Below are 14767 nucleotides of genomic sequence, written 5' to 3'. Positions count from 1 at the left end.
AGTATGTCAGCGCGTACTGCTTTTTTATTTACAGGCTAAATAGAACAATATCTCAAATTTCAGGTGTTTCAAATTTTCTAAAGTACAACTCTACTTTTAAACCACCATAAGAAGACACTGAAAAATCAATGCTCGCATGATGCAGTTGCACAATTTTTTTACAGATTGAAAGTCCTAACCCTGAACCCGTCGTTTTACTGCCTAAAGCCCGATAAAAACGCTCACCCAAACGTGAGATCGTGTCGCTGTCTACCCCGTCACCTTCATTTTCAATACATAGATACACCTGTTGCTGCTCGGCTGTTACCTGTATATAAACACGTCCATGAGGTTGGCTATAACGTATGGCATTATCTAGAAGATTACGTAAACAAACCGTCATTAATTCAGGATTTACCTTAACCCAACAGGGTTCCAAATTGGATACGAGTTGGATTTGTTTCTGCTGCTTAAATATTTCCAAATTATTCCAGACCTCCATCACCAGTTGGCTTAAATTAAGCGATGATAATGGTAAATCTACGGTTTCTGTCGGATCTAAACGCGCGAGAAGCAAAAGGTTTTCTAGCACTTGGGTACCACGGCTAACATCTTGCTGAATGAGTTGTAATTCTTGCGTAAATTGGGGCTGATCTTGATATTTTCGTTGGAGCACCTGCAAACGCAACTGAATTGCAGATAGTGGTGAACGTAATTCATGCGAAGCATCTGCGGTAAAGCGCTGCTCTGCTTGTAATGATTGATCTAGGCGTTGTAATAATTGATTTAATTGCAAAATAATGGGCTGAAGCTCATCAATGCTGGGTTCATTCTGCGTAATTGGCATTAAGTCCTGCGCATTTTTGTCCGCTATTTTTTTAGATAGCATTTGCATGACTTTGAACTGACGTGCAATCGCAAAATGTGAAAATAACCACTGTAATAACCACAAGACCATTAACAAAACAGCATATATCGCAAAACTACTCAAGATTTTTTCAAAACGAACTTGCATAGGTTGATAAATCACCACTTGCATCTGAGTATCCTGATCAAAGGATTGATAACTTCGCCACAGCGCATGTTGAAACCAGACATAATCAAAATGCTCATGCTGCATATTTGAAAAATTCACTACAGATGCCAATTCAAATGAATCGGATTGAAGCACGACCGTTTGCTGATGGATCAACTGATATTGTAGATCAAACTCATCACTTAACTGCGTGATATGCGGTCCTTCATTTTGATTGGGTTGAACAAGCAGCAAAGCATCAGCAATTTCATCCATAATTTCGTCTTGCATACTCATACTTTGATATATCGAAATGCCCACCAATAAAACAAAAGCGACTGCGCCTGCTGCAACTGAACTCAGCACAGACGTCTTAACCAGTCTCTTTTGCAATGAAATATGCTTGGCAGCCATTTAAGTATCCTGATTCATTCGATAACCTAACCCACGAACCGTTTTAATCAAATCAGCGCCTATTTTCTTCCGTAATTGATAAATAAATACTTCTATTGCATTACTTTCAATTTCTTCACCCCATGCATACAGTGACTCTTCAAGTTGTTCACGCGTCACAATATGTTCAGGCTTCTGCATTAATTTATATAAAATCTGAAATTCTTTCGCAGTGAGATGAATCACCTGTCCATTTTGCTGAACAACCTTGGCTTGCGGGTCGAGTTGTAAATTGGCAAAAGATAAATACTGACCTACCGATGATTGCTGCAAACGTAATTGAGTACGAACTCGTGCTGATAATTCTTCTAAGCTAAACGGTTTGACCAAATAATCATTGGCTCCTAAATCTAGCCCCTCAACACGGTCATGAATACTGTCTCTTGCTGTAATAAAAATAACAGGAATACCTTGCTGCCGTGTTCTTATTGTTTTAAGAATGTCATCTCCCGTAGCTTGTGGCAAACCACGGTCTAAAAGAATGCAGTCATATTGGTGTTGTTCTATGGCATGAATTGCATAATCTCCACGATCAACCCAATCTACACTATAACCGTCCATTTCTAACCAAGTTTTAATACTCTCGGCTTGAGAGTGATCGTCTTCAGCTAATAATATACGCATCGTGTACTCACATCACATGCTTATCATCAGCATGCCTTGATTGGATTTAAAATGCAAAAGCCACATGTTTTGCATGTGGCCTCAGTTCAATGGATGTCTGATTAAAAAGTTAAAGTATCAACATCAATTTCAACACGTTTGGTTGGAAGATAATCAATATCCACTTCACCTGTTAGTGTAACTGGTGTTTTTGCCGATACAGGTTGACCACGCCATAATTCATGATCAATATCGACCGTAATACTACCTGTATGGTCTTGGAACTGATATTTTTCATCACCCAAAGCTTTAACAACATAGCCTTTTAGTTTTACAGGTGTATCATCTTTTAAAGTTAGTGCCTGCTTAACGGTAATTTGTGTTGGAGCAATTGCCTGTTGATTCACTACTGCTGTATTGGCTAGTGCAAAACCACTCGCTGTACCTACCAAAGCTGTAACTAGCGCTATTTTAGAAATTACTTTCATTACTTCACCCTCAAATATTCATATCTTGATTTGGTTAATGCAATTAAAACAAAATAACATGAGTGGAATCTTAAGATGAGTTCAATACAACATATTTCAACAAAATGAGTAGAACTCATATCTTGTGTTCAAATAGCATCATTCATTTGAATAAGCTGCCTCATGAATATATGCTAATTCAACGGCACAACACGTAACACTTCTTCCAAGGTGGTCATGCCCGCAATCACTTTACGTGCACCTGCAATACGCAAAGGTTCAATCCCTTCTTTTTTTGCCTGTTGACGTAACTCGGTTAAATTGGCATTTGCACCAATGAGTTGCTTGGTGGTTAAACTGAGTGGCATAAATTCGTAAATACCGACACGCCCTTTATAGCCTGTATGACGGCATGCTTCACAACCTACAGCACTATAAACTTTTTCAGGCATTTCCATAAAGTAATCAAAAGTTAAATGTTCCCATTCATTTTCATTAATATGGCTTTCTTTTTTACAATGTGGGCACAGTTTACGCACCAAACGCTGTGCCAACACGCCCAAAATAGTTGCCGCAGTTAAAAATGGCTGTATGCCTAAATCATGTAAACGGGTCAAACTTGATGGTGCGTCATTGGTATGTAGCGTTGAAAGCACTAAATGACCTGTTAATGCTGCCTGAATCGCCATATTGGCTGTGTCGTGGTCACGGATTTCCCCCACCATAATAATATCGGGGTCTTGACGCATAAGTGCACGTACACCATCCGCAAAACCAAGATCAATTGCTGTGTTCACCTGCATTTGGTTAAAACTTGGTTCCAACATTTCAATCGGATCTTCAATAGTACAAACATTCACTTGGTCTGTCGCCAATTGCTTTAGGGAAGAATATAAAGTCGTGGTTTTACCAGAACCTGTTGGTCCTGTAACCAAAATAATGCCGTGACTATGTGAGGTTAAACTTTGCCAATCACTTAACAAGCTACCTTCAAAACCCAACTGTTCAAAGCTACGCACCAAAACCTCTGGGTCAAAAATACGCATCACCAACTTTTCACCAAAAGCCGTCGGCAAGGTGGATAAACGTAGCTCTGTTTCTTGCCCTTTTGGGGTACGTGTTTTTAAACGTCCATCTTGTGGTTTACGCTTTTCCGCAACATTCATACGACCCAAAATCTTAATCCGTGAGATCACGGCTGTCAGCGTATTGGCTGGCATGTTGTAAATCGTATGTAATACCCCATCAATACGAAACCGTACTTTACCCGTATCTTTGCGCGGTTCCATGTGAATATCACTGGCACTTTGCTCAAACGCAAACTGTAAAATCCAATCGACCAATTTTACAATATGCTGATCATTCGCATCAGGATTTTGCGTGTCTCCTAATTGTAATAAGGCTTCCACACCTTTATTTTCACGATCATAAGTACCTGACTTCTGTGAGTTCGATACCGCGCGGCTCACCTGATAATATTCAACCAAATAACGCTGCAACTGATCTGGACTGAGCAGCACCCGTTGAATCTTTTTCGGTAACAAACTGCGCTCTAAATTTCCCACCCATTCGGTTTTATAGGGTTGATCCGTTGCAATTAAAATTTCATCCGCTTTCACTTCTACAGCAAGAATTCTGTTACGCACAGCAAACTCTTGCGACATTACGTTGGTCAGCGCACCCACATCTGCTTTGAGTGGATCAATCACATATAAAGGAAGGCTAGATTTATCTGCTAGCCATTGCATTAAACGATTTAGAGATAAGGTCGCTTGAGGATGAAGCTGATCTTTTAAATTAAAATTTGCAATCCACTGTAATGGATGCCATTTGAGTTGTTCACGTTGACGGTGCGTGGTTTGTACTAATAATTTTTCGCGCTCATCAATGCGTCCATCTTTAAATAGTCGCTCTAAACACCAAGTTGTATCAATTTCAAAATTAAAATTCATTATTCTAAGCCTCAATTTCTAGCGACACTATAACAGACTTTATTTCTCGAATGTTCATCGACTTAAAGGGTTAAAATTACTGATTAACTTATTAATATTTCATATTGAAACTTTTAATCTGAGGAGATATTTCAAAGTTTTTTGTTTAAATTATGGTATAAAGAATAAAATATCCTCTGTTGAGGAAAAGCATAAAAAAGAATCCATTATTCACATAAATATACACTCACAATAACAAGGTTCGAAGTTGCTCATGCCTGATCTTCTCTTTAACCAGACCATACAACAAGCATCTTTTCAAGAGCTGTTGACTATGATGGCAGTGGCTTTGGGCTGCGGCTTGGTGATTGGATTAGAAAGAGAAAGAAGCAAGCAACGTGAAAACCCAAACAGTTTTGCGGGTGTACGCTCTTTTGCCATATGTGCCTTGATGGGTGCACTATGTTTCGCCTTAGGTACAGGCATTGGTATTGTCGGTGCGATAATCGTTGGGGCAATAACAGTATTTTCTCTCCGTAACCAAGAAGACGATCTAGGGGTCACCACTGAACTAGCTTTTGTGATGACCTATTTTATTGGAGCACTTTGTATATGGCATGCACCATTTGCGGCTGGGTTATCGGTCATACTCACCATTATTTTAATGCTCAAACACCCAATTCATGGCTTTGCCAATCAATGGATAACTGAAAATGAGTTTCGAGATGGCTTATTCTTACTTGCACTGATTCTGGTGGCATTGCCATTAACACCCAACACACCACTTTGGGGCACTGTATTAAACCCTCACATTATTCTTAAACTTTTGTCTTTAATTCTTGCTGTTCAAGCACTTGCTCATATTGCAAAACGCCTACTCTCAGCAAAAAATGCACTGATTTTATCTGCATTAGCCTCTGGTTTTGTATCAAGTACTGCCACGATTGCCAGCCTAGGTATGGAGGTTCGTGCAGGGCGTGCTGAAGCAATACCGAATGCAGGTGCTGCCTTATTATCTTGTGTTGCCACGCTCTTACAACTGCTACTCATCGTCGCTGGAATTAATTTAAATTGGTTAAAACTCATTATTCTGCCGGCTCTTGCTGCCATAAGCATTTTAATTTTGTGGGCACTGTGGCTCATGCGTAAGACCAAACCCTCGACGCCAACAGAACATCCTGATGGACGCATGTTTAGCCTAAAAGAAGCCGCCATTATTGCAGCAACACTCACGATTATTCAGGCGGCCGTTTATGGTTTGAGCTTACTCTTAGGCACTGCTGGCTTAATTATAGGGACACTTTTAGCATCTTTATTTGAAATTCATGCAGCAATTGCTGCCATTGTTGTACAAGGTGATCCATCCAACCATACGCTTGTCTATGCCCTCATTTTAGGAATGGCGGCTCACGCAATCGCCAAATCTATTAATGCAAGCCTCACAGGTGGAAGTAAATATGCCCTAGCCTTTGCACCTGCCCAAATTTTACATATGTTGGTTTTTATTTTGATTTTATGGTGGATGATGTCTTAAACGATTTTGTGTATATTATTCGCCATTTACTCTATTCGATTAAAAGCAGGATTTAGACTCACAACATTGGGTAAACCCCTTATTTTATAAAATAGTAATAATGAAAATGCTACACATTAATTATTTTAAATGAGATTTAACTCGCATTTTAAATCAATTCATTTTTGCAATATTGTATGATACAACCAATTATTAATTATGAATCATTTAAAATAATACTTGAATTTATTTCCCTATTTTTGCTGTAAAAGGTTCGTGCAATGAACGACATTGGTTTTAAAAGCTTTCATGATGCAGGACAAGCTGTTCTTAATTTTTTATATCAACGTTTCGGCTTCGGTCTTTGGATGATTACCCGTGTAGAAGGTGACGACTGGATTATATTACAAACAGAAGATCATGCTTATGATGTACATGCGGGACAAGTCTTTAATTGGGCCGATTCATTTTGTTCTCAGATGGTCTTGGGCAATGGTCCAAAAATTGCCCCCCTATCCGATGATATTCCCGCTTATCGCCAAGCGCCGATTGCACAGCAGCTCAAAATTAAAGCCTACATTGGTCAACCGCTAACCAAAGAAGATGGCAGTCTGTTTGGAACTTTATGCGCGATTGATCCAGAACCAAAATCTGAGAGCCTTAAAGAAGAGCAAAGTTTAATTGAGTTACTCGGAGATTTACTCAGTCAAATCTTACAAACCGAATTGAGGGAAATTGAGCAGACCCGTAAAAATGAACGGTTACAGGCTGAAGCGCTACGTGATCCACTCACAGGTCTCTATAACCGTCGGGCTTGGGATCAGTTTATCCTTGCTGAAGAAGAACGATGCCAACTTTATGGACATCCAGCCACGGTATTTATGCTTGATTTAAACGATCTCAAATTTATGAATGATGCACATGGGCATGCCGCAGGCGATGAACTCATTCGTCAAACCGCTACAGTATTAACAGAAAGTTGTCGAAATACAGACATTATTGCGCGTATAGGTGGCGATGAATTTGCCATATTAACCGTAGAAAATGACTTCGAATCGTCTCAGGCACACTTAGAACGAATCATCCAGTGCCTAAACACAAAACAAATTAGCGCTGCAATTGGCTTCGCTCTGCGTGACCCAAGTGAAGGAATTCTCTCTGCCTGTTTACAAGCCGACAAGAACATGTATCAAGATAAACTCAAACGTCATTAGATAAGCTCAATGGAATCTAAAGCAATGACCTCTAAGTTTTGACCCTGAATGACAAAACTTACATCAAGTTGCGCAAATTTCATTTTATAAATTCGCTCACTATCTTCCTGATATGCTGGTCTTGGGTCTAATGACAATACTTGCTCTAATTCGTCAAATCGCGACTGAGTTATCAATTGCTTTGTCAGCAAGCGCTGCTTTTCTAATGTAGCAAATTCTGACCACTGCACATTCATTCGCCTTGGTTCTTGTTGTGCATAACCGCTTTGTACCTCAAATACAGCATCGGAATAATGAATATAGGGTTTAATATCTAGAATAGGAGTTCCATCTAACAAATCACTTCCTGTAAGGTAAACTCTGACAGACTTTCCCTTTTTCTTTACCGCTTGTAACTGTACAACCGATAATCCAATTGGTGCAGGTCGATACATGCTGCGCGTAGCAAACACCCCTATTTTCTTATTTCCTCCCAGACGTGGTGGACGAACTTGTGCACGAAACTGATCTTTTTTATGCTGATTCTTATTGTCATGAAACTGCCAGACTAACCACAGATGACTAAACTCTTCAATCCCCTCAAACGCAGCCAAATCATTATAAGGTGCCTGCATCTCTATGTAAGACTGAACTTGAACCAAATTGGGCTGTCGCGGAATTCCAAATTTTTCCTGATACGGTGAATGCATAATTCCAATAATTGGCAGTTGAATCTCAGACATAATCACTTTTTCTGATAAGTTCAATTAAATATATTCAGTTTATAGAGAATGATTTTAGATTAGAATAGCAAGCTGTTCTAATTTGATAATTTATTGAGACCTTTCATGGCTGCTTTTAACGTCGAAAAGATTACTCACGTACACCACTGGAATGACACACTCTTCAGTTTTAAGACAACGCGTGATACCGCATTACGTTTTAAAAATGGTCAATTTGTGATGATTGGTCTTGAAGTCAATGGTAAGCCACTTATGCGCGCTTATTCTATTGCAAGTGCAAATTATGAAGAAGAACTTGAGTTTTTCTCAATTAAAGTACCAGACGGTCCTTTAACATCTATTTTACAACAAGTAAAAGTTGGCGATGAGATTTTAGTTTCTAAAAAGCCAACAGGGACCTTAGTTCTTGATGACTTAAACCCAGGTAAGAATTTATATCTTCTTTCTTCAGGTACAGGCCTTGCACCATTCTTGTCGACTATTCGTGACCCTGAAACATATGAACGTTTTGAAAAAGTCATTGTTGTTCACGGTACACGCTTCATTTCTGAATTGGCTTATCAAGACCTTATTCTAAATGAGTTACCAAACAACGAGTTTTTCGAAGAACTTGGTATTAAAGACAAGTTAGTGTATTACCCAACTGTTACCCGTGAAGAATATCCAAACCAAGGTCGTGTTACGACAGTCATTGAAACTGGCGAAATTTTTGAAAAAATTGGTTTACCACGTTTCAACCCAGAAACTGACCGTGCAATGCTTTGTGGTAGCCCAGCATTCCTTGATGATGTCGCTGCACTTTTAGATCAACATGGCCTTAAAGAATCACCACGTATGGGTGTTTTAGGCGATTATGTCATTGAACGTGCATTTGTTGAGAAGTAATCTTCTTTTCAAGTTAAAACCGAGGAAACCCCTCGGTTTTTTTTATTTTTCAGTCATTTAATTTTTACAAAAAATGTATAATTTTTAACCCAAAGCGCAAAAATTCGTCATAAAATCCAATAAAATGACTAAAAAGTGTTGTCGAAATCAATAAAAACTCCTATAATTCGATTCAAGAACAGACAGGTCTGTCTAGTTCAGGATGTGACTTTGTTGAGCTGATGTAATTTATAATCAATCCAGAGGGTACTTTATAATAATTATAATAAACGATATAAGAAAGGAGATTCCAAGCTCCTCTAAAACATTAATATTTTAGACAGCTTCTGCTCGGGGCCGACTAAAATATTAATATCAGGGAACTATCAGCGAGGCGTGAATACCATTACGGTATTCACGCTTTTTTATTTAGATGCTTCTTAAGTGACTTAACTTATCCCACCAAATGGAAGTCTATTTAGACTTCCATGAGCTCAAGCTGAATCAACTTATAGACTCGTTTCCAATACTCATCAATCTTGACTAAGCTCTTATCCATTTGAGCTTGTATGGTCATACCATCTAGAATACTGGCCAATAGACCAGCCAGTTGAGAAGACTGCGTTACGCCTAATTTTGCCAAAGCAAAACGCATCCTTTCAGTTAACCATTCTTTATATTCCATAGCGGGTTGCATGGTCGAAGGATATACCTTAGACACTTCCTCAACGGCTTTCTGAAACATACATCCATTAAAGTCATCCATTTGAAACCAAGCGTGATACCAGTAAAAAATGGTTTTAATATGGTCTAAATATTCCTCAGCTGGACACTGAGCTATTGCTGCATCTAAAGATTCTTGTAAATTCATATTTCTACGGTGTAAGCACTCTTCAATGAGTTTCGCCTTGGACGGAAAATATTTGTAGAATGTCATTTTAGCGACACCCGATTCACTAATAATTCGATCAATTCCAATCGAGTTATAGCTATAAGAATTGAAAAGATGAAGCGCAGTACTAATAATGTCGTCTTTTTTGGACATGCTATTTACCTACCAAACTTATCTTTAAGCAGAAGTGGATCAAAATGGAATAAAAAAGGGGCATCTTTTTTAAAAAATGAAACTGATGAGTAATATTATATCATTATTTAAATCTGATGATTAAACTCATACGTAATCTTTCGTATGTGACTATTCTATAATAAGAAATTAATAAAAGTGAAGCACTACTCATAAATCTTTATAGCGTATTTGACTTTTTTTTAATATGATTAAATTTATCAAAATCTGATCTCTCACTCATGAGCACACTTGCTTTTACACAATCAGAAAATGCACGATTAGAAGCTTTAAATTTTATTCGACATTCGGTCGAGCCTTCTTTATGGCATCGGCATGTCGAGCAAGTGAGCAGACTTAAACGATACAGTCTTGAACATCCCTTATTCCAACAAAACATTCTAGACCGTTTACACAATCAAGCTCTTTCACTAGAACAACTCAAGTTAATTCATATCAATTATTTCGCTGCAATTGTAAAAGTCTTTACCGATGCATTAAGTATGCTGATCTATCAAGCGTGCCAATTAGAGCATCATCCCAATATTCATATGCACCAGCGTGTACATGCGAAAGCGTATGCGCGTTATTTGTTGTCGTTAAATCTGATTGATGAATTAGGGTTTAATACCTACCAATTACAACTGAGTTCTCCCAGTAAATCACATTTGGTTTATTTCATGGATTTACTTCACGCTTTAGAAATTGATCCATTTGATGAACAAGAAATATGTAACGAAGCGTATGAACTTAATCAGTTTATTCAGTTACATTTAAACTCATATGAACACCTCCTGCTCATTTTAGCCTGCGCCGAATTACAAGTGATCAAATATAGTGAAGCGTTACGCATCAATTTAGAGAAATATGATTCGCTTTTCACAGAAGGCTATTATGATTGTCACGGTATTGTTGATGATAGCTATAGATTAGCCAATGATGACAATCACGAAGATGATATTTGGTCACTCTTCACCCAAAGCTTTCAAGACAGTCAAAGCCATGAATATCAAACTGTTGTACAAGAATATCTCGATCTTTGGGCAAATTTCTGGAACAAAATGAATCTACTTAGCCAATAATTTTATCATGTCATGTTCACGTCGACTTATGTCTGGTCGATAGCTTTACTGTGAGAATGACTTTCCTTAGAATGATCACAATTACAATAAACTTTCTAAGAAATTCAATGGCTTTTCCTAAACTTCAATTCAAAGATTTTTTGCATTCGCGTCCGAAACCCAAAGGGATTGATGTGCAATGTAAGTTGCAACATTTTGCAATCATTACTTATGCTCTTGATCCTATACGCTTGAATGCTATTATCCCTCCTCGGTTTAAACTCGATACCATTGAATATCAAGGTAAAGAGCAAGCTCTGATGTCGGTTGTGCCATTTATCGATGTAGATTTTAGTTCCGCTGTTTTTCCTTTTCCCAATTTCAGCATGGGGCAAACCAATTACCGCGTCTATGTCATAGACCAGCACACGCAAGAACGCTGCGTTTGGTTTTTAGGAACCACCTTAGATTCATGGACACTGATTGTCCCTCGCCATTTATGGCAACTTCCTTGGCATTCGGCTGTGTTCAATTTCGATTGTCATCAGGATGAACATGGCAACTACAGTCACTATAAGATGCAAACCCAGTCGGCATGGGCAAATGCTGAATTACAACTTACACAATCTAAAAATGACCAATGGAATTATACGGGCTTCCCAGACCTAGAAAGTCATTTGGTTTATCTCACCCATCCCCTCGCAGGTTTTTATCATCGTCGTGATGGTCAATTAGGAACTTATCGCGTTTGGCATGACCGTCTACGGTTAAAGCCAGCTCAATTGCTTCATGCAAAATTTGACTTGCTTGATCGACTGAATTTGGTTTCATTTGAAGATCAACTTAATCCCTATAGTGCTCTGATAGAACCAATCAATGAATTTACGATTTACCTGCCGCCGCAAATCGTTCGATGAATAAAAAGAGAGCATAGTGCTCTCTTTACTCATTAACATTCTTCTAAGTTACTCACAGTTTTACTACTATTACGCTCTGCCAATGCCTGTTTAATGACACGATAACCGCCTGTTAAACCAAGAATTGACATAATTAAAGCCACAATTAAATCAGGAATTAAGCTGCCTGTGCCAAACACCCCTATTGCAGCAAAAATTACGGCAACATTACCAATTGCATCATTACGGCTACACAGCCAAACCGATTGCATATTGGCATCACCATCACGAAAAGCATATAAAATAAAAGCTGAAATCACGTTCGCAATTAAAGCCAAAATACCAATCATCCCCATCGTAATCGCTTCGGGTGGAATACCTTGAACATAGCTATAAGCTGTTTTTGTGATGACGATTAGACCAAAACTCGCCATCGTCAAACCTTTCAGTAACGCAACAGTGGCACGCCAATATAAACTTGCACCCAACACCGCCAGTGAAATAGCGTAATTGACTGCATCACCAAAAAAATCGAGTGAATCTGCCCAGAGTGCTGAAGAGTGCGCATAAGCGCCACCAATCAGTTCAACAAAAAACATCGTCAGGTTAATAATCAGTGCAATCCATAAAGCTGTTCTAAATTTACTATGGGGTTTAACTGGTGCGGGTTCATGACTACAGCTACAAGCCATTTCCATACTCCTTGATCTATATTATGCTTATTTAAAACTATGGACTCGCTCTAAGGTCAAGCTATGCAGCATTATTTAATCCACCAACTCGCAAAAAAAGCACAATTACCTATTGATACAGTGCGCTTTTATGAAAAAAAGCATCTGATTATTCCTAGCTACCGTGCCGAAAATAATTATAAATATTATGATGAAGCAACCTTAAAAAGGCTGCAATTTATCAAACAGTGTCGTGGCTTGGATATGTCTCTTGCCGAAATTCAACAATTGATTGATCTCATTAAACAACCCCAACAAGGCTGCCAAGTTGTTGATCAAATGATCGAACAGCATATTTTACAAGTGGAAAAAAACATTGCCGAATTGATCTCATTTCAAAGCCAGTTACAGGAACTACGTCAATCCTGTTCCAGCAATACCACCATTGATCACTGTCAAATTTTGAAAAATCTAGGTTTATCAGAATAAAACCGACTAATTTACTGGGTTGAATCCTTTTTTTATATCCATACAATAAAGTCATATTATTTGTATGCCTTTATTTTGTCATGAGCATTCACCACGTTACTGAACTTCTCTCTCCTGCTGGCTCTTTAAAAAATATGCGCTACGCATTTGCTTATGGAGCCGATGCGGTCTATGCAGGACAACCTCGCTATAGCTTACGTGTTCGTAATAATGAGTTTGATCATGACAACCTCGCCATCGGGATTCAAGAAGCACATAATTTAGGTAAAAAATTTTATGTTGTGGTGAATATTCAACCGCACAACAGTAAACTCAAAAACTTCATTCGTGATTTAGCGCCAGTCATTGCCATGCAGCCTGATGCCTTGATTATGTCGGACCCTGGCTTAATTATGATGGTACGCGAGCAATTTCCAGACATTCCTGTGCATCTTTCAGTACAAGCAAATGCTGTGAACTGGGCAACCGTGAAATTCTGGAAAAATATGGGGCTGACTCGCGTGATTTTGTCACGTGAATTGTCCCTAGAAGAAATTGAAGAAATCAAAAACCATGTGCCAGACATGGAAATTGAAGTATTTGTGCATGGTGCTTTGTGCATGGCCTATTCTGGACGTTGTCTCCTTTCAGGCTATATGAATAAACGTGATGCTAACCAAGGTGCTTGTACCAATGCTTGCCGTTGGGATTACAAACTGCACCAAGCTCAAGAAGACGAAACAGGTGATGTGATTCCTGTGCATCAAGTACAAGAAAATCCGTGTTGCAATAGTGATCTAGATGAACAACATGCAGTAGCACAAAATCAATGTACAGAACCTGTTTTACTACAACGTAATGAAGAAGATATGTTTGCCGCAGAAGAAGATGAACACGGCACATATTTCATGAACTCTAAAGACTTACGAGCAGTACAACATGTTGAGCGTTTGACCCAAATGGGTATTCATTCCCTCAAAATTGAAGGTCGTACCAAATCTTATTTCTACTGCGCACGCACCGCACAAATTTATCGTAAAGCCATTGATGATGCACTGGCAGGTAAACCTTTCGATCCTTCACTGATGTTACAACTGGAAGGCTTAGCAAACCGTGGTTATACCGAGGGTTTTTTACGTCGCCATGTGCATAGCGAATACCAAAATTATGAAACAGGTTCTTCACGTTTTGACCATCAACAGTTCTGTGGTGAAGTGTTAGAACGTCACGGGGACTATATTAAAATTGATGTGAAGAACCGCTTTGTGGTCGGTGACTCATTGGAACTCATGACCCCGCAAGGCAATATTCAGTTTGTACTGAGCGAAATTTTGGATAAAAAAGGCAATTCTATTCCAGATGCCAAAGGCTCAGGTCATATTGTCGATATTCCGATTCCTGCCGATATCGATATGAAATATGCCCTGCTGATTCGCAACCTGCCAAACTCAGAAATCGATATTTCATCTTCGTCATTGGCTTACGTAGCAGGTTAAGTCATGGCTTTGAGAATTACGGATGCTTGTATCAATTGTGATATGTGCTTACCAGAATGTCCGAATGAGGCGATTTTTGAAGGACAAAAAGTTTATGAGATTGATGTAGCACGCTGTACAGAATGTGTTGGTTTTTATGAACATCAAACCTGTATGGCAGTCTGCCCAATCGATTGCATTGAAATTCACCCTGAACACATTGAAAGCAAAGCAGCATTGGAGGAGAAATTTAAAGCGCTAAAGATTATTTAAAACAATACGGTTTTAACCAAATCTTGGGGGAAACAATAAATAATAAAAAAAGGAACATCGGTGTTAGCGTCCTCAGTTCCTATAAAAAGTAAAAAGTTT

General features: G+C 38.7%; 15 protein-coding genes. 8 read left to right on the top strand and 7 right to left on the bottom strand.

Features of this window, described 5'->3' with window-relative positions:
• Positions 1-52 precede the first annotated feature (52 nt).
• The 4 genes from I593_RS10070 to I593_RS10055 form a co-directional block, all read right to left on the bottom strand.
• Positions 53-1408, bottom strand: a complete 1356-nt coding sequence (locus I593_RS10070; RefSeq protein WP_016167466.1) for a sensor histidine kinase — start codon at positions 1406-1408, stop codon at positions 53-55.
• Positions 1409-2071 carry a response regulator transcription factor gene (locus tag I593_RS10065; protein ID WP_016167465.1) on the bottom strand — a complete coding sequence of 221 codons (663 nt, stop codon included), beginning with the start codon at positions 2069-2071 and terminating at the stop codon, positions 1409-1411.
• A gap of 101 nt (positions 2072-2172) precedes the next feature.
• Entirely contained in the window at positions 2173-2538 is a 366-nt protein-coding gene (locus tag I593_RS10060; RefSeq protein ID WP_016167464.1) for a NirD/YgiW/YdeI family stress tolerance protein, read from the bottom strand.
• A gap of 173 nt (positions 2539-2711) precedes the next feature.
• Complete coding sequence (locus I593_RS10055) at positions 2712-4469, bottom strand: type IV pilus assembly ATPase TfpB (RefSeq protein WP_016167463.1); 1758 nt, start codon at positions 4467-4469, stop codon at positions 2712-2714.
• A gap of 253 nt (positions 4470-4722) precedes the next feature.
• On the opposite strand from I593_RS10055, the gene I593_RS10050 reads away from it, so the two are divergent.
• Positions 4723-5982, top strand: a complete 1260-nt coding sequence (locus tag I593_RS10050; protein WP_035301965.1) for an MgtC/SapB family protein — start codon at positions 4723-4725, stop codon at positions 5980-5982.
• A 260-nt stretch (positions 5983-6242) separates the two neighbouring features.
• The gene (locus I593_RS10045) at positions 6243-7175 is read left to right on the top strand and encodes a sensor domain-containing diguanylate cyclase (protein ID WP_016167461.1); all 933 of its coding nucleotides are present in this window, start codon (positions 6243-6245) and stop codon (positions 7173-7175) included.
• Here the strand turns inward: I593_RS10045 and tsaA are convergent.
• Entirely contained in the window at positions 7172-7897 is a 726-nt protein-coding gene (tsaA, locus tag I593_RS10040; RefSeq protein ID WP_016167460.1) for a tRNA (N6-threonylcarbamoyladenosine(37)-N6)-methyltransferase TrmO, read from the bottom strand. The genes I593_RS10045 and tsaA overlap by 4 nt on opposite strands.
• Before the next feature lie 105 nt (positions 7898-8002).
• Between tsaA and I593_RS10035 the strand changes: the two genes are divergently transcribed.
• Positions 8003-8782 (top strand): ferredoxin--NADP reductase, encoded by a 780-nt coding sequence (locus I593_RS10035; RefSeq protein ID WP_016167459.1) that lies wholly within the window; start codon positions 8003-8005, stop codon positions 8780-8782.
• Between the two features lie 457 nt (positions 8783-9239).
• On the opposite strand, the gene I593_RS10030 is transcribed toward I593_RS10035, so the two are convergent.
• A complete protein-coding gene (locus I593_RS10030; RefSeq protein WP_016167458.1) occupies positions 9240-9806 on the bottom strand; it encodes a TetR/AcrR family transcriptional regulator in 567 nt (188 codons plus the stop codon).
• Between the two features lie 260 nt (positions 9807-10066).
• Between I593_RS10030 and I593_RS10025 the strand changes: the two genes are divergently transcribed.
• Both I593_RS10025 and I593_RS10020 read left to right on the top strand, forming a co-directional pair.
• Complete coding sequence (locus I593_RS10025; protein WP_016167457.1) at positions 10067-10906, top strand: hypothetical protein; 840 nt, start codon at positions 10067-10069, stop codon at positions 10904-10906.
• Between the two features lie 107 nt (positions 10907-11013).
• Entirely contained in the window at positions 11014-11802 is a 789-nt protein-coding gene (locus I593_RS10020) for a DUF2071 domain-containing protein (RefSeq protein ID WP_016167456.1), read from the top strand.
• Between the two features lie 32 nt (positions 11803-11834).
• On the opposite strand, the gene I593_RS10015 is transcribed toward I593_RS10020, so the two are convergent.
• Positions 11835-12473, bottom strand: coding sequence for a cation efflux transmembrane domain-containing protein (locus I593_RS10015; RefSeq protein WP_016167455.1), 639 nt, complete (start codon positions 12471-12473; stop codon positions 11835-11837).
• Positions 12474-12536: 63 nt separating this feature from the next.
• Between I593_RS10015 and I593_RS10010 the strand changes: the two genes are divergently transcribed.
• The 3 genes from I593_RS10010 (at position 12537) to I593_RS10000 (ending at position 14668) form a co-directional block, all read left to right on the top strand.
• A complete protein-coding gene (locus I593_RS10010) occupies positions 12537-12941 on the top strand; it encodes a MerR family transcriptional regulator (RefSeq protein WP_016167454.1) in 405 nt (134 codons plus the stop codon).
• 80 nt (positions 12942-13021) lie between these two features.
• Positions 13022-14416, top strand: a complete 1395-nt coding sequence (trhP, locus tag I593_RS10005; RefSeq protein WP_016167453.1) for a prephenate-dependent tRNA uridine(34) hydroxylase TrhP — start codon at positions 13022-13024, stop codon at positions 14414-14416.
• Between the two features lie 3 nt (positions 14417-14419).
• A complete protein-coding gene (locus tag I593_RS10000; protein ID WP_016167452.1) occupies positions 14420-14668 on the top strand; it encodes a YfhL family 4Fe-4S dicluster ferredoxin in 249 nt (82 codons plus the stop codon).
• The last annotated feature ends 99 nt before the right edge of the window (positions 14669-14767 follow it).

The organism is Acinetobacter tandoii DSM 14970 = CIP 107469, assembly GCF_000400735.1.
Taxonomy (GTDB): Bacteria; Pseudomonadota; Gammaproteobacteria; order Pseudomonadales; family Moraxellaceae; genus Acinetobacter; species Acinetobacter tandoii.
This window is presented reverse-complemented; position numbering and strand designations above follow the sequence as displayed.

What these genes read in the sequence shown, in the direction of transcription:
- I593_RS10050 (WP_035301965.1), top strand. Translation starts at nt 4,723, where the DNA reads ATGCCTGATCTTCTCTTTAACCAGACCATACAACAAGCATCTTTTCAA.
- I593_RS10070 (WP_016167466.1), bottom strand. Translation starts at nt 1,408, where the DNA reads ATGGCTGCCAAGCATATTTCATTGCAAAAGAGACTGGTTAAGACGTCT.
- tsaA (WP_016167460.1), bottom strand. Translation starts at nt 7,897, where the DNA reads ATGTCTGAGATTCAACTGCCAATTATTGGAATTATGCATTCACCGTAT.
- I593_RS10045 (WP_016167461.1), top strand. Translation starts at nt 6,243, where the DNA reads ATGAACGACATTGGTTTTAAAAGCTTTCATGATGCAGGACAAGCTGTT.
- I593_RS10035 (WP_016167459.1), top strand. Translation starts at nt 8,003, where the DNA reads ATGGCTGCTTTTAACGTCGAAAAGATTACTCACGTACACCACTGGAAT.
- I593_RS10055 (WP_016167463.1), bottom strand. Translation starts at nt 4,469, where the DNA reads ATGAATTTTAATTTTGAAATTGATACAACTTGGTGTTTAGAGCGACTA.
- I593_RS10030 (WP_016167458.1), bottom strand. Translation starts at nt 9,806, where the DNA reads ATGTCCAAAAAAGACGACATTATTAGTACTGCGCTTCATCTTTTCAAT.
- I593_RS10025 (WP_016167457.1), top strand. Translation starts at nt 10,067, where the DNA reads ATGAGCACACTTGCTTTTACACAATCAGAAAATGCACGATTAGAAGCT.
- trhP (WP_016167453.1), top strand. Translation starts at nt 13,022, where the DNA reads ATGAGCATTCACCACGTTACTGAACTTCTCTCTCCTGCTGGCTCTTTA.
- I593_RS10065 (WP_016167465.1), bottom strand. Translation starts at nt 2,071, where the DNA reads ATGCGTATATTATTAGCTGAAGACGATCACTCTCAAGCCGAGAGTATT.
- I593_RS10000 (WP_016167452.1), top strand. Translation starts at nt 14,420, where the DNA reads ATGGCTTTGAGAATTACGGATGCTTGTATCAATTGTGATATGTGCTTA.
- I593_RS10015 (WP_016167455.1), bottom strand. Translation starts at nt 12,473, where the DNA reads ATGGCTTGTAGCTGTAGTCATGAACCCGCACCAGTTAAACCCCATAGT.
- I593_RS10010 (WP_016167454.1), top strand. Translation starts at nt 12,537, where the DNA reads ATGCAGCATTATTTAATCCACCAACTCGCAAAAAAAGCACAATTACCT.
- I593_RS10060 (WP_016167464.1), bottom strand. Translation starts at nt 2,538, where the DNA reads ATGAAAGTAATTTCTAAAATAGCGCTAGTTACAGCTTTGGTAGGTACA.
- I593_RS10020 (WP_016167456.1), top strand. Translation starts at nt 11,014, where the DNA reads ATGGCTTTTCCTAAACTTCAATTCAAAGATTTTTTGCATTCGCGTCCG.